Source organism: Bacillus sp. Medicinal_06 (genome assembly GCF_056711665.1).
This window is the reverse complement of record NZ_JBWYHD010000020.1, coordinates 1-23986: the sequence shown is the minus strand read 5'-3', so window position 1 is coordinate 23986 and position 23986 is coordinate 1. Positions and strand designations below refer to the sequence as shown.

General features: G+C 34.8%; 36 protein-coding genes. 11 read left to right on the top strand and 25 right to left on the bottom strand.

The features are described 5' to 3' along the window. Nucleotides 1–2: 2 nt before the first annotated feature. From AC1M36_RS25940 to AC1M36_RS25910, 7 genes are all read right to left on the bottom strand, one after another. Complete coding sequence (locus AC1M36_RS25940; protein ID WP_479846359.1) at nt 3–794, bottom strand: PD-(D/E)XK nuclease-like domain-containing protein; 792 nt, start codon at nt 792–794, stop codon at nt 3–5. After that, nucleotides 772–1626 (bottom strand): hypothetical protein, encoded by an 855-nt coding sequence (locus AC1M36_RS25935; protein ID WP_479846358.1) that lies wholly within the window; start codon nt 1624–1626, stop codon nt 772–774. The genes AC1M36_RS25940 and AC1M36_RS25935 overlap by 23 nt, the downstream gene beginning before the upstream one ends. A 17-nt stretch (nt 1627–1643) precedes the next feature. Then, on the bottom strand, nt 1644–1820 hold the full coding sequence (locus tag AC1M36_RS25930; protein ID WP_479846357.1) for a hypothetical protein: 177 nt from the start codon (nt 1818–1820) through the stop codon (nt 1644–1646). 1 nt (nt 1821) lies between these two features. Beyond that, the gene (locus tag AC1M36_RS25925; RefSeq protein ID WP_479846356.1) at nt 1822–2034 is read right to left on the bottom strand and encodes a YqaI family protein; all 213 of its coding nucleotides are present in this window, start codon (nt 2032–2034) and stop codon (nt 1822–1824) included. A 440-nt stretch (nt 2035–2474) separates the two neighbouring features. Continuing rightward, entirely contained in the window at nt 2475–2609 is a 135-nt protein-coding gene (locus tag AC1M36_RS25920; RefSeq protein ID WP_479846355.1) for a hypothetical protein, read from the bottom strand. A 109-nt stretch (nt 2610–2718) separates the two neighbouring features. Beyond that, nucleotides 2719–3492 carry a BRO family protein gene (locus AC1M36_RS25915; protein WP_479846354.1) on the bottom strand — a complete coding sequence of 258 codons (774 nt, stop codon included), beginning with the start codon at nt 3490–3492 and terminating at the stop codon, nt 2719–2721. A 39-nt stretch (nt 3493–3531) separates the two neighbouring features. Next, a complete protein-coding gene (locus AC1M36_RS25910) occupies nt 3532–3753 on the bottom strand; it encodes a helix-turn-helix transcriptional regulator (protein ID WP_479846402.1) in 222 nt (73 codons plus the stop codon). Nucleotides 3754–3889: 136 nt separating this feature from the next. Between AC1M36_RS25910 and AC1M36_RS25905 the strand changes: the two genes are divergently transcribed. Continuing rightward, nucleotides 3890–4240, top strand: coding sequence for a helix-turn-helix domain-containing protein (locus tag AC1M36_RS25905; protein WP_479846353.1), 351 nt, complete (start codon nt 3890–3892; stop codon nt 4238–4240). Nucleotides 4241–4275: 35 nt separating this feature from the next. On the opposite strand, the gene AC1M36_RS25900 is transcribed toward AC1M36_RS25905, so the two are convergent. The 3 genes from AC1M36_RS25900 to AC1M36_RS25890 form a co-directional block, all read right to left on the bottom strand. Continuing rightward, entirely contained in the window at nt 4276–4398 is a 123-nt protein-coding gene (locus tag AC1M36_RS25900) for a hypothetical protein (protein WP_479846403.1), read from the bottom strand. A 150-nt stretch (nt 4399–4548) separates the two neighbouring features. After that, nucleotides 4549–4698 carry a hypothetical protein gene (locus AC1M36_RS25895; protein WP_479846352.1) on the bottom strand — a complete coding sequence of 50 codons (150 nt, stop codon included), beginning with the start codon at nt 4696–4698 and terminating at the stop codon, nt 4549–4551. 6 nt (nt 4699–4704) lie between these two features. Next, nucleotides 4705–5868: an AimR family lysis-lysogeny pheromone receptor gene (locus AC1M36_RS25890; RefSeq protein WP_479846351.1), complete on the bottom strand. Its 1164-nt coding sequence runs from the start codon at nt 5866–5868 to the stop codon at nt 4705–4707. 514 nt (nt 5869–6382) lie between these two features. On the opposite strand from AC1M36_RS25890, the gene AC1M36_RS25885 reads away from it, so the two are divergent. The 4 genes from AC1M36_RS25885 (at nt 6383) to AC1M36_RS25870 (ending at nt 9579) form a co-directional block, all read left to right on the top strand. Then, nucleotides 6383–6700: a helix-turn-helix domain-containing protein gene (locus tag AC1M36_RS25885; protein WP_479846350.1), complete on the top strand. Its 318-nt coding sequence runs from the start codon at nt 6383–6385 to the stop codon at nt 6698–6700. 318 nt (nt 6701–7018) lie between these two features. After that, on the top strand, nt 7019–7717 hold the full coding sequence (locus AC1M36_RS25880; protein WP_479846349.1) for a DUF4352 domain-containing protein: 699 nt from the start codon (nt 7019–7021) through the stop codon (nt 7715–7717). A gap of 360 nt (nt 7718–8077) precedes the next feature. Next, on the top strand, nt 8078–8242 hold the full coding sequence (locus AC1M36_RS25875; protein ID WP_479846348.1) for a hypothetical protein: 165 nt from the start codon (nt 8078–8080) through the stop codon (nt 8240–8242). 974 nt (nt 8243–9216) lie between these two features. Then, nucleotides 9217–9579 carry a hypothetical protein gene (locus AC1M36_RS25870; RefSeq protein ID WP_479846347.1) on the top strand — a complete coding sequence of 121 codons (363 nt, stop codon included), beginning with the start codon at nt 9217–9219 and terminating at the stop codon, nt 9577–9579. Nucleotides 9580–9896: 317 nt separating this feature from the next. Here the strand turns inward: AC1M36_RS25870 and AC1M36_RS25865 are convergent, their stop codons facing one another. Beyond that, a complete protein-coding gene (locus AC1M36_RS25865) occupies nt 9897–10292 on the bottom strand; it encodes a hypothetical protein (RefSeq protein ID WP_479846346.1) in 396 nt (131 codons plus the stop codon). 1774 nt (nt 10293–12066) lie between these two features. Here AC1M36_RS25865 and AC1M36_RS25860 point away from each other — a divergent pair. From AC1M36_RS25860 to AC1M36_RS25850, 3 genes are all read left to right on the top strand, one after another. Beyond that, nucleotides 12067–12894: a ParA family protein gene (locus AC1M36_RS25860; RefSeq protein ID WP_479846345.1), complete on the top strand. Its 828-nt coding sequence runs from the start codon at nt 12067–12069 to the stop codon at nt 12892–12894. After that, nucleotides 12887–13246, top strand: a complete 360-nt coding sequence (locus AC1M36_RS25855) for a hypothetical protein (RefSeq protein WP_000369031.1) — start codon at nt 12887–12889, stop codon at nt 13244–13246. Before AC1M36_RS25860 ends, AC1M36_RS25855 begins: the two co-directional genes overlap by 8 nt. 92 nt (nt 13247–13338) lie before the next feature. Then, the gene (locus AC1M36_RS25850) at nt 13339–13596 is read left to right on the top strand and encodes a hypothetical protein (protein WP_479846344.1); all 258 of its coding nucleotides are present in this window, start codon (nt 13339–13341) and stop codon (nt 13594–13596) included. A gap of 96 nt (nt 13597–13692) precedes the next feature. Here the strand turns inward: AC1M36_RS25850 and AC1M36_RS25845 are convergent, their stop codons facing one another. After that, complete coding sequence (locus AC1M36_RS25845; RefSeq protein WP_479846343.1) at nt 13693–13800, bottom strand: DUF3967 domain-containing protein; 108 nt, start codon at nt 13798–13800, stop codon at nt 13693–13695. A gap of 140 nt (nt 13801–13940) precedes the next feature. Between AC1M36_RS25845 and AC1M36_RS25840 the strand changes: the two genes are divergently transcribed. After that, nucleotides 13941–14486 (top strand): hypothetical protein, encoded by a 546-nt coding sequence (locus AC1M36_RS25840; protein WP_479846342.1) that lies wholly within the window; start codon nt 13941–13943, stop codon nt 14484–14486. Nucleotides 14487–14543: 57 nt separating this feature from the next. On the opposite strand, the gene AC1M36_RS25835 is transcribed toward AC1M36_RS25840, so the two are convergent. From AC1M36_RS25835 to AC1M36_RS25815, 5 genes are all read right to left on the bottom strand, one after another. Further along, nucleotides 14544–14987, bottom strand: a complete 444-nt coding sequence (locus AC1M36_RS25835) for a GNAT family N-acetyltransferase (protein ID WP_479846341.1) — start codon at nt 14985–14987, stop codon at nt 14544–14546. A gap of 72 nt (nt 14988–15059) precedes the next feature. Further along, entirely contained in the window at nt 15060–15650 is a 591-nt protein-coding gene (locus AC1M36_RS25830) for a DUF3967 domain-containing protein (protein ID WP_479846340.1), read from the bottom strand. 81 nt (nt 15651–15731) lie between these two features. Then, entirely contained in the window at nt 15732–16220 is a 489-nt protein-coding gene (locus AC1M36_RS25825) for a hypothetical protein (protein WP_479846339.1), read from the bottom strand. Nucleotides 16221–16239: 19 nt separating this feature from the next. Continuing rightward, nucleotides 16240–16815 (bottom strand): replication-relaxation family protein, encoded by a 576-nt coding sequence (locus AC1M36_RS25820; protein WP_479846401.1) that lies wholly within the window; start codon nt 16813–16815, stop codon nt 16240–16242. Next, on the bottom strand, nt 16754–18052 hold the full coding sequence (locus tag AC1M36_RS25815) for an FtsK/SpoIIIE domain-containing protein (protein ID WP_479846338.1): 1299 nt from the start codon (nt 18050–18052) through the stop codon (nt 16754–16756). Before AC1M36_RS25815 ends, AC1M36_RS25820 begins: the two co-directional genes overlap by 62 nt. Before the next feature lie 299 nt (nt 18053–18351). On the opposite strand from AC1M36_RS25815, the gene AC1M36_RS25810 reads away from it, so the two are divergent. Beyond that, nucleotides 18352–18585, top strand: coding sequence for a helix-turn-helix domain-containing protein (locus AC1M36_RS25810; protein WP_479846337.1), 234 nt, complete (start codon nt 18352–18354; stop codon nt 18583–18585). 63 nt (nt 18586–18648) lie between these two features. Here AC1M36_RS25810 and AC1M36_RS25805 read toward each other — a convergent pair whose 3' ends face one another. Next, nucleotides 18649–19074 carry a hypothetical protein gene (locus AC1M36_RS25805; RefSeq protein ID WP_479846336.1) on the bottom strand — a complete coding sequence of 142 codons (426 nt, stop codon included), beginning with the start codon at nt 19072–19074 and terminating at the stop codon, nt 18649–18651. Nucleotides 19075–19327: 253 nt separating this feature from the next. Here AC1M36_RS25805 and AC1M36_RS25800 point away from each other — a divergent pair, with 253 nt between their 5' ends. Next, a complete protein-coding gene (locus tag AC1M36_RS25800; protein WP_479846335.1) occupies nt 19328–19675 on the top strand; it encodes a YolD-like family protein in 348 nt (115 codons plus the stop codon). Nucleotides 19676–19709: 34 nt separating this feature from the next. Here the strand turns inward: AC1M36_RS25800 and AC1M36_RS25795 are convergent, their stop codons facing one another. The 7 genes from AC1M36_RS25795 to AC1M36_RS25765 form a co-directional block, all read right to left on the bottom strand. After that, complete coding sequence (locus AC1M36_RS25795) at nt 19710–20774, bottom strand: N-acetylmuramoyl-L-alanine amidase (protein WP_479846334.1); 1065 nt, start codon at nt 20772–20774, stop codon at nt 19710–19712. After that, nucleotides 20771–21010 (bottom strand): holin, encoded by a 240-nt coding sequence (locus tag AC1M36_RS25790; protein WP_479846333.1) that lies wholly within the window; start codon nt 21008–21010, stop codon nt 20771–20773. Before AC1M36_RS25790 ends, AC1M36_RS25795 begins: the two co-directional genes overlap by 4 nt. After that, the gene (locus AC1M36_RS25785) at nt 21010–21246 is read right to left on the bottom strand and encodes a hemolysin XhlA family protein (RefSeq protein ID WP_479846332.1); all 237 of its coding nucleotides are present in this window, start codon (nt 21244–21246) and stop codon (nt 21010–21012) included. The genes AC1M36_RS25790 and AC1M36_RS25785 overlap by 1 nt, the downstream gene beginning before the upstream one ends. A 67-nt stretch (nt 21247–21313) precedes the next feature. Further along, nucleotides 21314–21508: a hypothetical protein gene (locus AC1M36_RS25780; RefSeq protein ID WP_479846331.1), complete on the bottom strand. Its 195-nt coding sequence runs from the start codon at nt 21506–21508 to the stop codon at nt 21314–21316. Between the two features lie 157 nt (nt 21509–21665). After that, nucleotides 21666–21851 carry a hypothetical protein gene (locus AC1M36_RS25775; RefSeq protein WP_479846330.1) on the bottom strand — a complete coding sequence of 62 codons (186 nt, stop codon included), beginning with the start codon at nt 21849–21851 and terminating at the stop codon, nt 21666–21668. A gap of 35 nt (nt 21852–21886) precedes the next feature. Continuing rightward, on the bottom strand, nt 21887–22402 hold the full coding sequence (locus tag AC1M36_RS25770) for a hypothetical protein (RefSeq protein ID WP_479846329.1): 516 nt from the start codon (nt 22400–22402) through the stop codon (nt 21887–21889). A 37-nt stretch (nt 22403–22439) separates the two neighbouring features. Then, nucleotides 22440–23986 (bottom strand): phage tail spike protein (locus AC1M36_RS25765; protein WP_479846328.1); only part of this gene is annotated, 1547 nt, incomplete at its 5' end.

Genomic DNA, 23986 nt, shown 5'->3' with positions numbered 1-23986 from the left:
TCCTAACTAAGTATTTGAGAGTAATGAATTACTTTTGTTAATCGCTTTGTTTGTCTGCAATAAGCGCATTTTTCACATCTATTAGGCTTGTCCACTCCGTTTTTTACTGCTAATACACGAGGCAAGTTTTCTTCAACCTCATCTAATTCCAGCTGAATGATTTCATCATCAAAGTTAATCACTGCTTTATCTGGATGTTTTTCCTTTGATACAGCTACAATGAACGGTTCTAACCAGTTTTCTCTACCGGACCATCGCTTTTCTAACTCGGCATATACTGCCATTTGAATTGTGTATCCATACGCTTCGACGAATGAACAATATCCGTATTCATCCGTCCAAACCTTGTCGTAAATCGATTTGACTGTCTTTAAATCAACGAATCTACCATTGAGAGGGTTATATACATCTAGTTTTGATTTCCAATGCGTTCCGAATAATTCTGCTGTTATAATGACCTCTTTTTCCCCTTCAAGAGCAAACATGCACAATCCATCATCTTTTAAAGTTTCAATCATGAAATCAGCATGTTTATATTGCGAGTAAAGGTCACCACTTCTTGTGAAGAGAGAAGGAGTCTTCTCTTTAAACTGATCAAGCGCTCCTTCTAACCAAGCATGAACATATGAGCCTAATAACAAACTGTCGCTATGTTCTTCTTTCCAATCACCTTTTAACTTTGCTAGTGCTGCTGCTTCACATTTGCGGAAGTCTTTGTATTGGCTAACCGACATGTATTGCATATTCGCTTCTTGTGAGTAGTAATTTTCATCATTCAGCTGTAGTAGGTTCATCTTTCGCACCCTCTACTTGTTGAAATTGTTCTTCTAAATTTGATTTAACAGGGCTTGTCTTTTTTGTATCGAAGAAATCTTCTTTTTTACCTACACCATCACGAATTGAAGTGTAAATGCGTCCTAACTTCACGAAATCGTGTTCTGTAAATGAATCAATGTTAATTTGGAAGGAATTCTCAATCATTTCTTTAGTTACCCCAAAGTCTTTTTTGAAAGCATCTAAGGCATTTCGCAAACGATCTTCTAAAGGTTCTTTCTGTCCGTTAACCAAAGTGTCATTACATTTCTGTACTGCTGCATCAACAATGTCTCCTGGAATAATCCCTAAAATACAAGCGCGCATTCTACGAGTACCCATATTCGCTGTTAATTCGTAGACATCTCGGCTATCGGTTAATTTATTGGTCTTCCCTTTTGCTTTACGTTCATGTTTAACAGTGAAGATTTTGGTTTGACGTGTGTTTGTTTCAAGGTCCCATGCATAAGCCATCATGGAAGACTCACCATCTTTTTGATCTAACTCAATAATTCCGTAATCAATGTTTCCCCAGTTTCGAGCAATTACTTCAGCAAGTCTGATTGATGGTCCTTGAACCTTCTGGCCTCCTTTCGGATACTGGTATACTGCATTTTCGGCAACTAATTTTCGTTCGCATTCTTTCATAATTCGCTGAAATGCATTGTATGTGTCCCTAGGGAAGTTTTTTGCTACATACATAGCCATTTGCACCTCTTGTGCTTGGCGGCTCACCATAGCTTCTGTAGCTGTGTTTTTCGCTTCTGGTTTTGGCATATAATCTGAGTAATCAATATTTGATAATCCGTTCATTTTTATCTCTCCTTTTATTAAAATGGTACCGATTCAGTTTGTTTACTTGCTTCATATACTTCTTTCAATACTTGTAATCCGTATTCATAAGCTACAACTAAAGATGCAGCATTAGGTTCATTACTTTGCTTGTATCTCTCTACTAAACTCATAAGAATTTGAATTTCCATTTCGATTTTGTTTTGTAGGCCCATCTCACTCGCCTGCCTTTCTCGGCATAAATCCTAGTACATCAATTAAGTATTCCAAGGCGTTCTCTCGTAAAATCACACTTCCATCTGGACCGACTAAAATATCATCACCTTGTAAGATTTCTACTCCACAATCATCTTCAACCGGAGTAGGTTCATACTCTTGTGGATCACTAATTCCGTAGCCATTGTGCATAAACATCGGATTTTCAATCATTTTCCATTCCTCCTTATTTACTCAGAAGAAACAACTGTGTTATAATAGAGGTAACAATTTATTGAGTTGTTTCTCCCAAAGAGCTGATTAGGGGTAATCGGCTCTTTTTATTTTGTTTTTGATAGTAACTAATCTACAAATCTGTTAGAATTTAGTTACCGATATGTGTTACAATGAGCCTGCGCTTCTGTGCAGGTTTTTTGATGCTAGTTTTTAGCTAGCGGATACATTGTCCTCACTCCTTTCTGATGACCCTTGACCATCGAAATATCCAGGAACCTTTTTATTAGGTGGGGGGATACCATTAAATTCCTGAATATTTCGACAATCAAAAGCCTGTCAATTTTGTAAGATTGTGGTATAATCAATTTGTAAAGTTGATAATCCGACTTTATCCTTATAAAATGAGCCTTGAACCTTCATAATCAAGGCTCGTCCCTTTATTTAGCTAGAGTGATATACTTGTATATTTCCTCGACTTTATCTGCGCTGTTATGTACTCTTCTAGCTCTTAAATCTCGTATCATTGCGATGATCTTCTTCTTTTCATCTTCATCTCGCTGCTCTTTATTCATCCTGTGACCATCCTGTTTTTTTATCCCAAACATCGATTCTATAAATTAGATAGAATATACTCACGACTATTATTGCGAAGATTGCCAATGACGTTGAGTGTTCCACTGTTTACATCGCCTCCTGTTCCATTTCTTTCTTCAGTCGGTCTATGATGTAGGCTTGTCCTTTTTGTGTTACATATGTTGTTGTCCATGTGAATGCTTCGCCATTCGGCTTTTTCTTAACGCCTTGTGTAACCTCGAATAGTTCCTTTTCAACTGCTCTTTGTGTTGGTTCAGTAGAACGTTTGAACATTAACTCCCATTCTCGAAGTTTTGCGAATAACTGACGCTGACCAATTTTCACCCCTTGCTTAGTTGCCAGTTTTGCAACTTCACTAACTTTCAGCGTTTGTTCTGACTGCATGCAAGATTCAGCGAATGTTACCAGTGGTTGTTGTTGCAACACTTTTCGTTCAGCTTCAATTCGTTTTTGTTTTTCTTCTTTTAAGCTAGTAAGAAGGCCGATCATAAAGTCTGGATCAGTTACTACTTTTTCTAGTACTTGATCTGTCATATATGCTCCGTGTTTGCGGATTGTTGGAAGTACTTCTTCAAATACCCACTTTTCAAATTGTTCCGCTTGTGGAAGTTTTGATTTTACGATTAAGCGATATAGGTTGGGTTCGTTGATGAATTTTTTATCGTATCGATTACCCTCTGTCGTGTTTTGCGACACAGCTACAATCCCATTTGTTTTACAATGTCTTGAGATGGCATCCCTTGGGTTGGAATATCCTAATACTGTTGCAACCTCTGTTGCTGGGAAGTACTCTTTTCCTTCTTTAATGAGAATTTCTAGATTACCAAACACATTGTGTGAAAAATTTTTAAGTTCATTCATTTGGTTTACTCCTTTCATTTTGTAAATCACAGGTTTACTTTAATTGTTAAAAAAAAGTTCTTTCGGATCTTCCTCAAGAGCAATTGCAATTTTTTGTGCTAAATCTATTTTTAATGTTCTTTTGTTGTTCTCAATATACCAGTAGTGCATTTTCGTGATTCCGACTTTATCGGCAACGTCTTGGCAAGACATCCCTTTTTCTAGTCGTTTTTGTTTTAACTGTTGCAAGTTATTTCCTCCCTTCGTTGCCTGTGATTTTATTATAAGTAAACCTAAAGTTTATTTCAAGTGCTTTTTTAAAAAAAATATAAATAAATTTTATCTTGTAGTAAACACTATGTTTACTTTATACTTTATTGTATAAATGACAAGACTTTTCACAAAGGGGACGTTAATCGTGATCGGGGAAAAAATAAAAGAACTTAGGAAAAGCAGCAAGATAACACAAGAGCAATTAGGTAATGCTATCGGTGTTTCTAAAATGGCTGTTTCTTACTTCGAAAAAGGAAAGAAATCACCTGGGCGTGAAACTTTAGAGAAAATAGCTGACTATTTTAATGTGACTACAGACTATTTATTGGGTAGATCGGAAGACCCTGAATTAAATGAAGAAGAAAATAAGATTGTTACTGAAGAAGGAAAAAACATTATGGCATTAATTGAAAGTCTTCCAGAGGATGAGCGGAAGAAAGCTTGGGAGCAACTAGAAATGTATATTACTTATATGCAAAACAAAAAGAATAGCTAACCAAAGAAGACTACCTTATGCGGCAGTCTTCTTTTTTATGCGTTTATTTTTTTATATGATTCATCAAGGCAAATTTTCAAGATGTCTTCAGCCTTAATCGCTTCCCCTTGCTTTAGTCCTAATTTCACAGCTTCTCTTACTAATTGTTCCTTTGTCATCCCCAGCATCCTCCAATATCTCTATAGTAGTTTGTGAATTTTTCACAAGTATTGAACTTTCTCTTGTTTTTTCAAAAAGTTCAATACCCCGTGAAATGACGAATGACGCCTTCTGCAAGAGAAGACGTCATCCTTTATATAAATATTATATTAAATTCCTGTCCCAGGATCAGACATAAGCATTACATTATTTTGAACACCCTTAACTACTTGGTTCGGTTGTTCTTTACTGTCAGCAGGAGCGAATAAAAATCCGCCAGCTAACGCTACGCTTGTGATTAGCGATAGTACTTTTTTCATTCAGCATCACCCAACTAAATTATAGCATTTTTGGGGTATTATTCCTAGGTATTTTTTGGGTAAATATGAATAAAAAATGTTCGAATTTCGCTCAAATAAATCAAGAGCTTTGCATAAAATTTCTTGATCGTTCCCTTTCGCAATACCCAGGTATGTTAGCCCAAAAGCACTAAGATATCCCTGCTCATTCAAAATTTCATTTAATATTTGTATTGCCTTTTCATTATTACCTTTTTGTATTTCTAAGTAAGCTGATTCGACTTTCTCAACAGGATTAATATTGTGTAAATCGACTTTCCAATGGATTTTTAAAAAATCTATTGTATTCAAAATCATATTTCTTCTCATATTCATTTGCTCTTTTGGTCCTTTATCTATAATTCGTATAGCCTCTTGCAAACAAGCTAATGACTTTGAGTAGTTCGTAAAAACGTATGACTCTCCTAAAACGCCATATGCTGTAGCTCTGAAGATAGGAAAATATTTTTCCGAATACTCATCATTAATAATTTCATAGCATACTCTTCTTAATTCTTCGATTTCCGAACATGTTAAGAGTCCATAAATAATAGCTTCTTGAATTTTGAATTTCAAAAAGTCCTTTGTATATCCATCCTTTAAGTCTTCTGACTTTTGATGAAGTTCTTTAGATAAACGTACCATCGATTTATAATTCTTTTGATCATATCTTATATGAAGCAATACTATTCCTCTCAATATATCCATTTCAAGAGTGTTCGTTTTAAAGCTTTCCGTTTTTTCTTGATATTCCTTCAATAACTCATCACCAGATAATTCACCCTGGTATCTCAAACAAATCAATTCACATATAGTCGCCCATTCATGATGCTTACTTTTCTTTTCTGATTCAATAAGCTCGTTTAAAATATTCAATTCTCCATGAGATAACAAATAATACATAGTCATACGTTTGTTTCCTGGTCTAGTGATACACTTTGAGTATCGAGAACAAAACTCTCTTCTGATATAAATTTCATCAGGATACACTTCTTTTAACATCTCACCATACTTATGAAACGATAATTGATGTTTCCCTTTTAAAAACCTTGAGAGTGTAGCACTATCGATATCTAATTTTTTTACCATTTTGCTACGGTTGATATTTTTACTATCCATATCATTTGAAAGTTTAGCTAGTACCTTTTGCACTTTATTTTGTCCCCCTTTTTGGAACAAAAAAGACACGTTTCCCTAGTATTTTTTACATTTTAAGGAAAACGTGTCATTGTATCTAGGTTGTATGATATAATGTGTATGAAGACTTATGACTAGTGTTTTCCCTACCGTGATTAGGGAGGACCGTGTAAGGGTGTTGCGAGCACCACTTGCACAGTTATGAGTCTTTTTTGCGTCCGATTTAATTATTTTCATAATATCACAAAAATTAGGAATTTCAGTCATACGATTATCAGATAATTTTTGAGAAAATAAAAAAACGCTATATTACAACATTTATCAAACGAAAAAAATCTTACACAAAAGACCTCACATGTAGATTTTACCACATAATCGAACTTTCGTTCCTATTATTTTTACAATGATTAAAAATGAATCATTTTTAAATAAAAAAGTTACAAAATTAATCGTTTTATCCAAATATATACCATCCACTTCCCTTATTCGCTTATAATTGTCAAAGATTAAAAAGGGCGGTGAAATATCATTGCTTGGAGAACGATTAGTATACTTTCGTAAAAAACATAAATTAACTCAAAATGAAGTTGCTTACCGTTTAAATGTTGTTCGCTCAACATATACCAATTGGGAAGCAGGACGTTCTGAACCAGATGTTTCAATGCTAATAAAGATTAGTAATCTTTACAATGTTTCATTGGATAACCTTGTAGGAAGGGAATACCGTATACCTCCACAAGTTGAAGTTATCATGAAACAGCTCTCAGATCTCGATACAGAACCACAAAAGAAAGCTTGGAATCTGTTAGTGGAATACACTTACTTGATTAAGAAATATTTTATGTAGTCATCACGTCCTTCATTTCTTCACATAAGCGTTTTTAATTAGGTTATACATACAAAACTACTTAAAGTAATCATAAGCGAAATATACAGCGTTGCAGCGCCTTATATTTCATATTGTAATGTTACGTTTGATTTGATTGTAGGGGAAAACTTTTCCAATATCCAGTGGTAAAATATTACCAAATGTGGTAAGAGAGCAAAATGCTCTCTTTTTTTATTTCGTTCGACAGAATCTGACAAAATAGTTGTAACCGTTTCTGTTATGATAGTTTCGGAAATCTTACATTTTAATCTATTATTTTAAAAAGGTGGCAGAGACATGCAAACATTAGCAGTGTTGTTTTTCCTTGTATCAATCGTATTTCTCGCTTTATTTATCATTGCTATTTTTCGAAGAAAACCTAAAGCGAAGTTATTCATTGGGGCGATCGTGTGTTTTATCTTGGCGTTAGTTATCATTCCTACTTCAAATAAGGAGGAGCAAGCCCAAACTAAAGAAAAGAGTCAAACAGCCTCTTCTGAAGTAAAAAATGAAACTAAGAAGGAAGAACCGAAGAAAGATGACGCAAAACCAGCACCTAAAAAAGAGGAACCAAAGAAAGAAGAGCCTAAAAAGGAACTTTCTAAAGAAGGGGAATCTTCTAAAGTCAAAATTGCTGTGGGGTCTGTTGAAACTTTAGAATCAGTTGGAAATGAAATTACAAACGAAAAAGCACAAGGTGTTTTCAAAGTAGTTGAAATTTCTATTACAAATAACCAAAAAGATGCTATTACTGTTGATGCTAACAGCTTTAAATTAGTAGACAATCAAGATCGCGAATTTAAATATTCTACTCAAGCACAAACGACTTATGATATCGCAAATGGTGGTAAATTAGACTTTTTCTTAAAACAACTTAATCCTGGTCTAACGCAAACAGGAAAAGTTATCTTTGATGTACCAGCTGACGCACAAGGTTTAGTTTTAAAAGCTCGCGGCGGTATGATGGGTAAAGAGATTAAGTTAAAAGTGGAATAGTATTAAGGCACTCGAAAGAGTGCTTTTGTTTTTGATCTTAACAACAAAAAAAGCACATGGAATGGGGATAACATGTGCAAAAGAAATATCAATTTAGGTAACTTAACCATAACATGAAAGCTCATATATGTGGGACTTTTTGTTTTTTTCTCAATAACAAATGTGTATAAATATGGTAAAATATTAATTGGATGGGAATTCAATTTATATTATTAAAAGTAGAGTGGTTCAAGTCGGAGGAAGGCACCTTAGGGTGTCTTTTCTTTATTTTGCTAATGAATAGCTTGTCCTCTTCTATATAACTCTTTAAAATATAAAATGTGCCATCTTTGCCCTTCCCTTATGAAGGGAGGGACAGGAATGAAAAAACGTAAAAAAAAGGCGACCAAAAAGACAGAATCCCAGTCTTTCGTAAGTAATCTAGCATCGTGGACGACAGTACTGAGAAATATTCATTACTTCTTCACGCAAAGCCAGTTTGTAAAAAATATAATTCAATTCATCAAAGAACAAATTGGAATGTAAAAAAGTGCTGCTATGATTAGCAACACTCAACTCAAAAACTAAAGTAGATGGAACACTGAGCTGAAAGTACTGACCATACTTTCTTCGCACAAGACCAAAGTGATTTAGAAGCGGCAAAGATGTCAGTGTTCTATCTTCTACTAAGATTATATTTTATTTTGTCCATAATAGACCTATATATACGTTAATACAAAAGAAATACCCCGGCGACCAACCGAGGTATCTCATGACCGATAGGAATGAAAAAACTCGGCGACCAAACCTAGCTTTTGTGTTATTCCCATGAAATTTAAAAACTAAACAACATCTTGTTGCACTTTTATTTTATCATTATCTTTCTCTTATTGGAATACATTAGATTATTTTTTAGATAAGAGTCCAATACATATTATTAAAATTAAAGTGGTTCAAGTCGGAGAAAGGCACCTTAGGGTGTCTTTTCTTTATATTCAAAATTGCATAAAAACACTAAAGCATATATAATAGATTAGCACTATTATTTCATGTAGTATGTCAAAACCCTAGAGAAATATGAATAACCAACTAAAGAAAGGCACTCAATGAGTGTCTTTTCTTTATGAAAAAAATCCCCACACCATGTGCATTAATTCTATTTTTTAATATAGTAATAGTGAAAAATATCTATACTAAACTTTGGGAATGTTTTGCATAAATATTATCAATTTACTGTATATTCTGTCAGTGTTAAGCTTTAAGTGTAATATTTATCTGTTTGAACCATGTCCCCTAACACAAGGTTTGAATAGTCATCTCAATACGCAAGAACAAAGAGAGAAAAGGCACCAGAAGGTGTCTTTTCTCTCTTTATGGTAACCTTTTAGTATTTCGAGGAAAATCACTAAATAAGTACATTCTTTTCTTTTTACGACAGACACATTGCAACAAAATTAATATAACTCTTTTGCTATTGTAATGTGGTGACTAATTGGATACTGAATGGAGTGAATTATTTAATGTTTAAAAAGCTTACTTTGCTTTTTATTTCTGTGTCATTGCTCATGTCTCTAACAGCTTGTACACCAAGTTATCAAAAAGCCTCAGCAAAGAATGAAAATTCAACTTCCATGTATACCACCAAAGACTTACAAAATGAATTCCCCATTGGGATGCCGATTGATGAATATATTGCTAAGAAAAATAAGATGAATATTAAACATCCTACTAGCATTCCACTTCTAAATGGAAATGTGGGAAGAGTACTACAAACAACTGATGGATTTATAGTTATTTGTGGTAATGAAAAAGAGATTTTTAATGTATTAGTGTTTAGAACGATGAATGAAGTAAAAGAGTATGAAATGAGTTTAAGAAAATAACAAACAAAATGCTGGTTTGAGTTCGCTTTCTTAACAACCAATATAGATAAATGTAATAAAACAGAAATTTAATAGAAGTCCAATATATTATTAAAAGTAGATTGGTTCAAGTCGGAGGAAGGCACCTTAGGGTGTCTTTTCTTTATATGCAGAATTGCATGAAAACACTAAAGCATATAATGTTATTATCTAATAGATTAGCGCTATTACTTCATTACTAAAACCCTACAGAAAAATAAAGATAGGCACTCATTGAGTGTCTTTTCTTTATGAAAAAATCCCCACACAATGTGCAGGGATCGTTGTTCAACCCTTCACTATCTACAAATCCATTGCCACCCTCCCCAATCAGTCCACACCCATCTACAAATTGGAGGTGGCGGTGTAGTTGAAGTTGGACATTGTATCCCTAAATAGGTAAGCCCAACTATATCTGAATGATGAACAGAACTTGGCGTGTTATTTTCGATTATTGAAACCATCCCTGACAAAGAATCTATACCAGAAAGAATAAAAGTGTGTTCCCTTCCTGCCCAATAGCCTTTAAAACAATGATTTTGTCTACCCAAATCCAATTGTTTTTGAATTTCTGATATCGGGACCATATGAGGTTGTAGTATTACCTCACCCTCTTGAGGTTGCGGAATAACATCCTCTGGTCTGTTATAAAAGTAACAAGGTACATAATTATAATAACCATCATAATAATACATTAATATTACCTCCCTTAAGTCAATACAAGATATGACATGTAACCATCAATTGACTTAAAGGACAAAATAAAAAGGGCAGCCTAAAAACATGCTGGCCTTTTTATTTATTAAAAAATCCCCACACAAGGTGCAGGGCCAAGTGTAAACCAATACTTTTAAAGGTGAACAACCTCATATTAATATATTCGTCCCCCACTGACAAAATAGTAAAAACACATTTCTCCCCTAATAAAATCAAGTTTTCTTATATAATTTCACGTACTTTATCTGTTGTGTAAAACCAAATTCCACAATAAGGCATATTCTAACCATCCGTCCCCTTATCCTCTAAACAAGTAAGTAGTAAGTACCTTATTTATTCCTCTATCTTAGTAAGTCATTCCCCCAGGTCTTATACAAACTCATATTTTTCATCTTTTCTTCGAGATTGGTCTTGACTGGAGGTTTTGAGGGTTTTTATCATGTGGGAACGATTATGGAACACGGCTGGAAGGCAGATTTATCCCCTACTTTGAAAGATCACAAAAAAAGTAATCAATCAAAATAGATGGATAAGCGTCTTGTTTTTGCCATGCGGTCACTTATAAGGTATCCGTATGTATAGACCCTGTTCACTCAGCGATTTTCACCGCATACACCCTTTTTCTATGGCTTGTCCTTGTAATATCGTCCCTACACGACAAACTGAATGTACTCCCTAGCACCGTAATGCTAACGATAACCACCCGAACCTTTTAGAGAATCGTCCCTAGGTAAGTTCTCACCTTCCCTAACTAGATGAACAGGAATCCAGTTAGGGGTGCTGTTTTTGTAGGCGCATACTCTGTACCCCCTGCACGACCAACAGCTAGCCACGCACGTAACACGTTCCTCCTATATGTATAGCAGCACGGAATTACGGCTTATCAGTTTTTATTTACGTGGTATCAGGCAATTCCACGCGAACAAAAAACAAAAAGACATCTCAATTCCTAAATGACCTGTACATTCACAAGACTTCTAGGTTTAGAGATGCCCTATATATCTTTTTGACTACAAAAAATACAATTCTAGCATTTACTAGTTGAATTTTAGTCAAATCATAGATAAAATGGGTATATCAAATAAGCCTCGGAGAAAGGCATAATTGTTTAAGGATAGTGGTGGTACACTACTTAAACGAAGTCCTGCTTGGTTACAGGTTATGTCTAGTAAGTGTTGGTAGCAATTACTAGAACTGAGTCATTCCCGCTAAAGGTTGGTAGCCGTTAGCATATGGGAGTGGCTTTTTGTTTTGTGTTCATATTCAATTTTTTTAATTTATCTCGTTCGATCTTCATGATCATTGTTTATGTAAAATATCAAATCATGTTTTGTTTTGTAGAATGTTGCTTGTTGTTTATTACGTTACAACAAGCTTTTTTGTTTGTAAATACCTCTATAAGCCTGTTACATTTCCCTCTATATAAAAATCCAATTTCATTTTTATACTTTTATAAATTTATACTTTTATAAAAAACTAGTTTTTCAAAAATAGAATGATATACTTTTTATAAATTTATACTTTTATAAAAATATAAATTTATACTTTTATAAAATAAACGTTGGTAAACCTTGATATTACAGTATTTTTAAAATACATCTTATAAACTATCATCTGTTTATAGATTAATAATCAACTTTTTATAAAAGTATAAAAGTATAAATTTATACTTTACCGCAGATATGTTGTGTTATAAAATCAAATTATAAATTTATAAAAGTATAAAAAAACTTTTTTACGAGGTGACGGAAAATGTGCAAGGTTATCACAACTGGTAACTTCAAAGGTGGGGTTGGAAAGACTACCAACGCGGTAATGTTAGCTTATACATTCGCAAAACAAGGGAAGAAAACTTTATTAGTAGATTTAGATCCACAAGCAAATGCGACTGATTTACTATTCAACACAATGAAAAAAGTCCATTTAATTGAACCGGAATTCAAAAGAACATTAGCTATGGCTCTTATAGACGCGAACTTACAAAGTGCGCTGATTAATGTACTACCTAACTTAGACTTACTTCCTTCTTACGAGGATTTACAAACATATGAGAAATTCCTATTCAGAAATTTTGAGGATGACTTCTCACAAGATACATATTTTGCAAAACAGTTAAGTGCAATCAAAGAAAATTATGATTACATTTTTATTGATGTGCCACCACAATTAAATAAATTTGCAGACAGTGCCTTAGTCGCTAGTGACTATGTAATGGTTATTTTACAAACACAAGAAAGATCATTAAAAGGTGCTCAAAAATACGTTGAACATGTATTCTCGTTAGCAGATGATTACAATTTACCATTAGAAATTATTGGGGCATTACCTGTACTGATGCAAAACGGAAATGAAATCGACAAAGATATCCTTCAAGAAGCTGAAGAGATTTTTGGTAAAGCCAATGTATTCAATAACATCATTAAACAGATGGCACGTTTAAAGAGATTTGATAGAACGGGAATCACTTATAATCTGAAAGATGTTCATGATAAAAACGTTCATACTGTCTACCAAAATATTGCAGGAGAAGTTGAAAAAAGAATCGAGATTTTGGAAGGAATGACAACAGTAAATGGATAACAAATTGAATATAGATAAAGAACAACTTGGGATGAGAAGAAAGAAAACGGAAGGATCAGTAACCTTTACACCCGAAAGTAAAGAAAATCAAGAACGTAGTTTTCCTGACGATGATAAGCTCTTTGAAAAACCGAAGAGAAAACTCACTACGAAAGAGTTACCAAAATCTTTCCGTGTCTCATTAGAAACGCACACAGCGATATCCACACTTGCTACAATTGAAGATATGAAAATTTATGAAGTAATAAATATGTTGATCGAAGAGAAAGTTGCTTCGTTACCCGCACCAAAACAAAAGTTAGTAAAAAATGCTGTAAAACAAGTGCTTGAAGTTAAGAAAAGTCGAGAATAGGTATAAAAGTAAATTTTATACCTATCTTAATTTATAAATTTATACTTTTATAAATTTATATTTTTATAAAAGTATAAAAAGGGGTGCTTATTTTGGATAAAAAATACTTAGTGACTGTAACACCTGTTCAAGATAATTCTAAATCTCAGAAAAAGAATTCATTGTCAGCATCAGACAGGAAGAATATAAAAGTAGTACCTGAATCATTTAATAAAATAAAAGCCATTTGTACAATGAAAGGCATGAAAAATTATGAATTTATTGATGAAATTCTAGATTACTACATCGCTAATAAATTAAATGAACGTGAACAGCATACCCTAAACGACATAATTTCCGACAGTAAATAATTTTAACTTGCTAATAGAAAATCAGCCCTACATATGTAGGGCTTTTTATATACTTACTCACAAGTAGAAAAGTGTATTTTTCTACTCTTGCGTAGTTTACCAAAACTTCCACCAAAGCTTTTCCTTCTCTTTTACAGCTGCAACCTCAGAATGATATTCCTCTATTACTTTCTTCGTCTCCTGAATTTCTTGTAACGTTTCCATAGGACTTTCATCATCATACTCTGAAAGAATTGCTGAATATGCCTTATATTGAATTCATATAGACAGACATCCAAGAAAAAATGACCTATTTTGCATTATATATAACACTAAATATAAAACGTAAAGGAGTTTGATTATCCTTGAACCCAAATAACAATTGTAATTGCAATCCTCGTGCAATTTCTTGTCCTATCCCTAACACTGTTAGTATTCCTATTCAAAATATCCCAAGTCCTCCAGCGCCACCAGAACCACCTGCACCAGCTGGATTGTTACAAGAGTTTGTAGTAGGTACTAATGTACCCCTTTTACCTGATTTACCAACTGGAGGACCGCTTGTTCTTCTTTCAACAGTAGTTATTACTACTGATAATCCTGGTGATCGTGTTAGATTATCTGCATCAATACGTTCATCTAATCTCAACGGAAGTGTAAATTCTGTACCACTCGACGCGATTCTCGCGATATATGTAATTAGGAGGGTTTTTCCTACTAGTGAGACAGTCAGAATTACATTTGATACAGATATCGATAATGCAACTACTACTTTTGACGCTATTGATCAGCCTGGAACAGGGACTTTTGTCTATGTGTTAGAAGGAAGAGCAGACACTAGTACTAGTGGTGCTAGTATTTTACGAATGCGTAATATTGTCTTTACTGCTGAGGAAATTGGACCTAATTAATTACCAAAACTTCCACCACGGCTTTTTCTTCTCTTTCGCAGCTGTAAATTTGATTTCCTATAGTTTTTTCTTGAAGAAAAACTGCTTTATGTCTTCTGGGTAATCTTCAATAACACCAAAAACCTCATAACCCATGTTCTTATAAAAATGAGGAGATTGATAACTAAAGGTCGAAGTATGTGCAAAAGTACATCCTGCCTTTTTTCCAATACGCTCCGCTTCATTAATTAACAACTTACCATAGCCTTTGTTTCTATATTTTTCTGATACCCAAAACATATCAATATATAAACAATAAGAGTATGTTTCGCAACAGATCCCGCCTACAACATCTCCTGATTTATCTTTTAAAAACAAATGAATATCTGACTCTGGCTTTGTTATTAATCCTTTCGTTGCATCTACGTTATATGCATATAAATTTTCACCTACAGTATCATAATCCTCATCATTAAAATCATCAGTTATACTTATATTCTTATCTACAAAAAATCCCCCCATAAATTCTCCCTCCTTTTCTTCATTTACATGTTTTAATATCATTCTACTTGCCTGTAGTTTGCGTAAGTATACTCACCAAAATTTCCACCAAGGCTTTTTCTTTTCTTTCGCAGCAGCAGCCTCATCCCGAAACTCCTGCATCATTCTCTTCGTTTCCTGCATCTCACGTAGTGTCTTCATAAGCGTTTCATCTCTTGCTTCTAATCGTTTTTCCACTCGTTCATTATGCGCTTCTACACTCGCTTTAATTTCTTCATTATTCTGCTTCGCCTGTTCACTCAATCGCTTTTCCATCGCTAACATACTCTGATTCATTTCTTTCGCCATAACGCTATATTGTTGCTGAAGTTGTTGTTGAATGTGGAATGGGACTAAATCCGTTTCCTCAGGCTCTTCTTTAATCAGATCCGGATTAACTTTTTCTATTTGCTGCGCAATCATCTTCGCAGCCTTTTCTAACGTCATACCGTCATGCTTACTAAGTTCAATTAATTTTTCAATCACCATAATGTCATTGTCTGTGTACTGGCGTCTGCCGCGATTATCTTTCTTTACTGTAAACCCCTCTCGTTGTAACACTTCCATGTACTTTCTGAGCGTACTATCACTTATCCCTAGCCTTTTATACACTTCACTAGCGGAATAAACAATCTCGTCCGTCATAGCGTCACAACACCTCCTGAAAACAGTATTCAATAATGTTGTATAAATTCCTGCAAATAAAAAAGCCCTACAAGTGTAGGACTAAATTGCTTTTGCAATCTCAACTAGCAATCTCATAAACAGTGGTATCATTTGGACTACAATATAGCCGATTCCAGCACGAGAAATCAGCGAGAATCCCCGTTCTTGGCTACCGACCATGATGAATAACCCACCGCATAACGCCACAACGGATGCAATAGGATATGACACTGCTTTAATTAAAAAGATAACTGGCTCAAATGCATTTACAATACGGTTATACAGTTGACCATCTATATAATTCTTTATCTTCCCATCATTTGATTGAACATCTTTAAATACTTCGTTTACATCTGTATCCGGACCCGCAGCAAAACCATGAGGAATATCTATAATATTGCTGAATATAATAGCACTACCAACCACAATGCCAACTCGCACCGCCACAGGTGCGTATTTTTTTGCTTTCTTTTTGAACAAGCTCCATTTTTTCTTTGCTCCATAGTTACCATCCATAAAATCCTTGATGCTCATTGTCTCAGTTGCCATATGGACCATCTCCCTGTTTTTAATGGAAATCAGTAACTGTAAATATGTTGCAGTCTAATCCCTCACACAGCTTCTTTAATTGATTCCTGCGATATTCGGTTGTTGTATACCAAGTAAATTTAGGCGGCTTATCAAATACATTGCAGTCAATTAATTTTCTGTACTTCTGCATCTTCACACGGTTTGCACTCATCTTCTGCTCATGATCTATCTCTACAATGTGATAACATCCTTCATCATTGAATAAAGCATCTGCAATTATGGAAACAACACCTTTTACATTCATTTTCACTTCTTGTTTCCATGAAGCAGGACAATTATAAGCGATATAGATGTCATTTCTCATGATATAGTGTCGGAATTGATTAGAACGTTTGAGAACTTTCTTACTTCCGATACGTTCACGACCTTCTTTATTGAGGTAATATACTTTTTCCATATCTCTGAAGCTAGATACATATTCTTCGAGGTCTTTCATGATACGTGAAGCATTTCTGTCCCCGCCAAGATTGTGCAACACTTGTATTTGTTTTCTAGTCAAGAATCCCAATTTCCTCAAGCTGTAAAGTATGTTGTCTGTTCTTGTTTCCTTCATCGCTAACTTTTGCATTCTCATGCTCCTTTCTTGCTCTAATGTTGATGTGTGGTTTTATGATGTTATCTATTTGCTTGTTCTCAATATAAATCGTTTGTAAGACCTTCTTCTCATTCGTTTGATATATAGCCCTTCCTTTTATGTTGGGAAGACCCTCTGCGCCGCCATCGTCTAGCACAGCACGGCTCCCTGCCTCTGTCTGTAATCTGAAACAAACACGAGCGCCAATATTTTGTCTTAGTTGTGATGGCAGTGCTTCATTTGTTGGGTACTGAGTCGCATATACCAAGCGAAACCCTGCTGCCCGGCCACGTCTTCCTATGTCTACAATGATGTCCTTGCATTCCTGATATGGCGCTATGTCGGCAGCTTCATCGACAATTACAAAGTATCGAGTTGGATCACCAGCTTCTTTTATATCTTCGTACCCGTTTTCTAGTAAGTATTCGTTTCTATCATTCAGTTTGGTTTGCAAAGCTCTTAGAGTCTGTAGAGCTTCCTCTGGATTTTTCGCAATTGATTCGACTTGGTTTAGGAATCGGTATCTGTTAAAAGATAGACCACCCTTTAAATCGATGAGGAATAGCTTTGTATTTTCAGATTGATTGCGTACAAGGGATGTAATAATAAGCTTTAATACATTCGATTTCCCCATGTCTGTCATTCCCGCTGAGATCATGTGTGCAATCTTATCGAAGTCATGTTTTATTAATCCGTCTCGTGTGTATCCTATTGGTACTTCCCATCCTCTACACTGCTTCATCATCTCTTCCTCGAATTTCACGAAATCCGGTATTCCTTTTTCGTAAACTCGTATTTTTAATAAACCATCATAAGACAGCTCTATTTCCTTTCTAACGCATTTTTTCTTGTTAAGGATGTTTTGTATTTGTTTTAGGATATCTTTTCTCAAACGAAGAGATTTGAAGTCTGATAGCTTAAAATCATAAACTTTGCTTTTGTGGTTCAATCCGTCCTCTAAATGCTGCATCTTTTGTTCAAAATCGGAGAAGCTAAGACCAAGAGGGATTCTATATGCATACTCCATGCCCCACTCATTTCTTGTCTTACGAAGCAGTTGTATTGTTTTAATATCTTTACCCTCTTTCACTTTCAAACCGCAGTTAGCGCAAATTCTTTGGATTTTAGCAGCATCATTAGTCGCTCCTTTTTGATGCATTTTTGAGAAAAGAATTGCACCACCGACTGCAGCAGAACTTACTAACTCAAATATCAAAGTGAACACCACCCTTCTTTATGTATTCTGTAAGAATAGTCCCTGAAGATTAGAAGAGTTAAAAATGGCTATGAATCATTGAAAATAGTAACCTCTCAATTTCTGAAGTATCATTCTGTGAAAGAATTCTATTCGGAATAGGTGAAACGAAGTTTTAAGTAGCTATCAAATTAGCAACGAGATTCGTAATTTATTTGGTATGGTAAAAGGTATTTCATACTGTTTGTTTGATATGCATCTTTTTTTGCACTCGTATAAAAAAGTTAACTCGTGTACATGCTGTTATTGAGGTGACAGTAATGTTCAATTGGTTTAATCTAGGGAAAACGAATCGTACTAAATTCGGAAAATGGTTGGATAAACAGGGGATTACACAGGCGGAATTGGAAAGTAAATCTAAATTGAGCAGAGCAACAATTTCTAAAATATGTAACAATCATTCATATAGACCGAAGTTTTCAACAGTTGTTCAAATTACAAAAGGATTGAAAAAGTTAGGAAAGAACATAAAAGAAGATGATTTTTGGATGTAGCTTCGTTATAAAACGAGGCTATTTTTAATGCAAAAAACCATCCCGAAGGATGGCAAGGTCTACTTAATAATAACTGCTTGCTGTATTTTCACCTCTGAAAAAGTAGTTGCTCCATGAATCGGAGAAATAAACATAATAATTACCTTTCCTCATGTTGGTAAATGTTACCGTTCCATCTGTCCCAATAACCTTGGGAGATGTATAATTTCCAGTACTAGTATTATATAGTTTTACAGAGAGCGCGGGTCCACATCGATATACTGGCATTGCGGTTGCATGATAGTTACTCCAGTTCACATTAGCACACCAGTTAATTCTGACTTTTATAGTCTGCCCTGATGAAGCATAAATAATGTTATCTTCGTTTCTAGCAGGTCCATCTGTTTCAAATGGATGACGAGAAACTGCCGCACTTACTGATTCACTGAATCCAAACAATACCACTAGCGACAACACCAACGATCCCATAACAGATAATAATTTCTTCATGAGACTACCCCCTTTAGGTATTAACATACTTAATTATTCTATAAACCAATGAATGAAATTATAATTTTTTTCTATAATTCTAATAAATGAAATATTAAAGTGAACAATCCATTAAGATTTTTCATTTTCCTTGTTTTTTGGATCTAGCTTCGTTGAAATGGACGGAGCTTTTTATTTTTTTATAAAAACCTCTTCATAAAAGAACGTACGTTCGTGTATAATAAGAACAAACAACACGAATCGAGGGATAAATATGGAGAGTTGGGGAGTTCCAAGTGTAAGAGGACGCGGTATGGTAAAGTGGCAACCATTCAAAAGTATACCGGAGCAATATGAAGAGATAAATCGAATACTTGAGGAGCAATATAAGGTCCCAAAGCCATTTTTAACAGAAGATACAAAAGAACGAATTGAAAGAGCACTCAACGAATCTCTACAGGAAAACAGCGAAGTACTTGTTTCTTACTACAGAGATGGATATATACATGATGAATACATAACAGTATTAGATATTGATACCCAAAACAAAATAGTACACTGTACAGATGCATTTGGATTAAATACAAAATTTAAAATTGATGAATTTGTGGATGTAAAATAAAAAAAGAGCTGACTCGAAAGAGCCAGCTTTCTTATTACTTCACATATACATAGGCTGCATTTGCAGTAACATAGTATGTTTTTCCCTTGCTATTGTGTACCTTGTATTGTGTTGATCCATTTACAGTTACTTTTGCATCAACTATAAATCCTAATCCTACATCTACAGAACCAGCAACATCTTTATCCTGCCAAGATGGAGAATCATAGAAACGTAGGTTGTCCACTTTAGAAACAACCCGTTTGCCTACAATAGATGAATCTACTGTACTTTTCTTATCGAATTTCACATAAGACGGATTGTATTTAATCCACTGTTCTCCCCCTAAATTTAACCAACCATCTTTTTCAGCCCATACAACATAAGCTTCTGGTTTGTTTAACTGACGAATTTTTGAGTAACTTGTATCTGGTCCTTTACGTAAATTCACGTTGTAACCATTAATATGCGCAACTCCATCTGTTACTGCTGTTGGTACTTCTTCTGGTTTAGATGGTTGTTCTGGAACAGAAACATCAACATTAGAATTATTGTATGCACGATTCACATCAGCGCGGAATTGTGCTTCTGATACGCCATGACTACGTAAGTAATCAAGTGGATCTTCGTGGTCAGTACCGCCAAGATGATGCGTCACATCGCTATGCGTCCATAATCCTTTTTCTACACTAATACCACGATCACGTAGGATTTTAGCAAGTAGCTTCACATACTTATCATAACTACGTTTAAATTTCTCGTAATCTTTTGTTTCGCAAAGCTCCACATGTACAAAACGTTTATTAGCAGCAGGGCCACCGCCATACGCAATATACTTTGTATCTGCAATTTGAATGGTTTCGTTCCAATCAACTGCATAATGAACGAAAGCATTACGCCATGTACGAGTTTCATATTTTTGAATATTAATAGCTGGCGCTTCTAGAGTTGCTGTAGAATGTGCTACAACGCCCTCGTAAGCACCTACGCCATAACGATATGGTTGTTTAGGTAAATCCGGAATAATTAAAACTCTGTCAGCAAAAGCGCTTGTTACAATGGATAATACTAATACAATAGCTAATAAAACCGATGAGATCCCTTTAAATGTTTTTCTCATTTCACATCAGCATCCTTTTTTAAAATTTTTGTGTGGTCAAATAATCCACTTGCTGACAGTCCGATGATGATTCCTTGAAATACATTTGTTTTAATGTCTCCGCCCAAAAATAAAACGCCTAGCACAATGCCAAGCGTTAAATTTAATAACGGAATGTATTTTGTTTGTAATCCGATTGTTTTTGCAATCTGTGAAAGACCTACTACAACGGCAATCATTACGCTTATTTCAATCATTACATACCACCTCCTTTTATTAACAAGCCGATTAATCCAGTTGCAATTGCACCAATAATGATTCGAAGAATCCAGGTAGTATTTGCGCTGATTTTATCTAACTGTTTGTTAATATTGATAATGTCTTTTTCGTTGCCTAAAGTACGATTTTCTAGGTGCCGTATATTTTCTTTCATATCTTTTTGTTCTGTTTTGATTTGTTGGATCTCTAACTTTAAATCTTGAATCTCTTGCATCGTTTCACTCCTTTCAAAATAAAAAGAGAGACAATTGTCTCTCTTCTCTTTAAAAATCATATTATATTTAAATTTTCTGTTCTTGTTTTGTCCATACATCTTGCAAAATCCCCTTGCAACTGATGGCTACTTTATCATCGCACCAAATCAAACTTCCTTTTCTTAATATTGCCTTCATTTGAGGATTATTTCGATATAGAAATACATCTTCCTCTTTAAATTGACCGTTACTATATCCCTCTAAAATTTCGTATAACATCATATTAAATCCCCCTTTTCCAAAACTTCCCCTTGATTATATGTTTATATACTATTCATTGTAATGATTTCCATATTTTCCTCAACCTGTATATTCAACTTTTTTATATAACTACGACCTTCTTTCAAGATGAAAAGAGGAATATTTGCCCCTCTTTTGTTTAACATGAATATTTTTCATACTCTAAGCTGTTACCACATTCACAATCAATATCTACAGAAGCATTACTGGATCCATAACTGGGAGAAACAGTGTAAAGGGATATTTTAATTTTTCCTTTTTCAAATTCGTTATTTTCAAACTCTTGTTCTTCTCCACATTTAGGGCATTTAATAATAAAACTCATAAAATCACTCCTTTATGCAAAATAAAAAGACCAGCTTATTGCTGCTCTGTAGTGCCTGTTTGATTTTCAGTTGGTGTTTCTGGTGTTCCTTCTTCTTCCGTTGGTGGTGTAGTTGGCTCAGTAGTTGTGCCGCCTTCACCTGTTTCTCTTGGCAATGTAACTGGTGGCGTTTCCGGTTCTGTTGGTTCTTCTTTCACAGGAACAACTTGTTTCACATCGATTCGAGAAAAGATGTAGTCGCCAATTACAACTGTAACTGTATTGTTATTATTTAATTGTTCATTTAAGAAGATTGGATCATAATCGTTTGTTACGATTTCAATTGTTTTTCCGCCATTTGTATGAACTTCAACTTTTGTAGTGCCTTCCACAGTTTGATGATCAAGTGGAAGAATACGTTTTACATCAATTCGCTGAATAATAAAATCACCGATAAGCACGGTGATTAAGTCATTGCTATTCAATTGATCGTTTAGCACCTGTGCATTGTATGTTTCAGTCTGTACTGTATGTTTTAAACCGCTTTGTGTATGGATTTCAATTGTTTGCATGTTGGTCCATCTCCTTCTCTATTTTTAATCATTTATCTTAAAACGTGCCGCCACTTCTTGACTGGATAAAAAGTCTCCCTGTAACAGTAGCATTAATTCTAGCTAATTTATTAGGGGTAAGTTTAATCTCAACATAACGGCCACGTTGAAGTTTGCCACCAGTATCTTTCGCTAAATATGGAATTAAATTAATATCTTGTCCACTCGTTGAATCAAAAGGTAATACATTACCATCCACAGTTATTGTTACTTTTGATGGTGTTTCATTTAATTCGAAAATACCAAACTCAATTTCATGGGTGTGGTTAGGCAATGTAATTTCGTGGCTATGCGGATCGAGATGTATATCGTGCTGATGATTTGGCAAACTGATAGAATGCTGGTGGCTCGGTATAGAAATGGAATGCTGATGATTTGGTATGGACAGACTATGTGTGTGATCGCCACTAGAACCATGTGTGTATAGGCTTGCCCCAGTTCCTTTTGCGTAAAATGAAGCCGCTGTATTCCTACCAGGATCAGAAAAAGCTGTATACAATCCTATTGTTGTAGGTTCAGTAGGAACAATACCACCACCATGAAACATCTTATGAACATGATCTCCGCCGCCGCTAGACGTTTGCACACTACCTCCACCGCTAGTTGATGTTTGTGTACTACTACCACCACTAGACGTGGATTGTACAATAGACCCACCAGCGGATGTGGAAGATACTGTACCACCGCCAGCCGCTGTTGAACCGACAACAGCTCCTCCGCCTTTAATCGCTCGCTCATACGCTCTAAATCTTAATGTTTCAAATGTAAGTAATAGCTCGTTTACATTCATAACATCATTTGGTATTTGAAACCTTATAATTGCTGGATGTTCAGGATCACAGTTATCTTGGAAATCACGGCTATCAATATTAGTTGAACCTTGTGAATAAGTATCATTTACTAATTGCTTCTTTTGTAAATCAGCAATTGTTGTTCCGATATCATCACGAACATTCCCGATTTCAAACTGTATATTAGATGGATCTCCATAGATATCTGGCTTAGTAATTTTCATGATTCTTAAATCATCATTTGTATCAGTATCCTGGTCATACACACCGACTATTTTTGCTATATCATATCTAACAAGTTTATATGGATCAATGAGTTCGTAATCTATACAATCCACAGAAACAGTAGTTTGTGGCTTCTTATACTTATCTAACAAGGCTTGGGCTGATGCTTTTAATGATTTTGCATCTTCAAAACGTCTATCAACCCATATTTGTTTATGAATACCATGTTCATCAATAATAGGGAATTCTGCTTCTAAATAAGGTACACCACCATTTACTTTCTCAATTCCTAACTGGTTTACCCCTTCACCATATCCAAGAGGAAATATTCTAGTTATCAACCCAGTTGGATCTTCTTCCTTCTCAATACCTTTTAAATTCTTTCCGTATCGAATAACATCTACTTTTTCATTAGTTACACGAACTAGATTAAGGGTAAAGGGATATGTTGTATCATCCCAAGTCCACAAATAGGACTCATTGAAAGGCTTAGGAACACTTACAAGTGCATTTAAAAGTGAATTTTCAT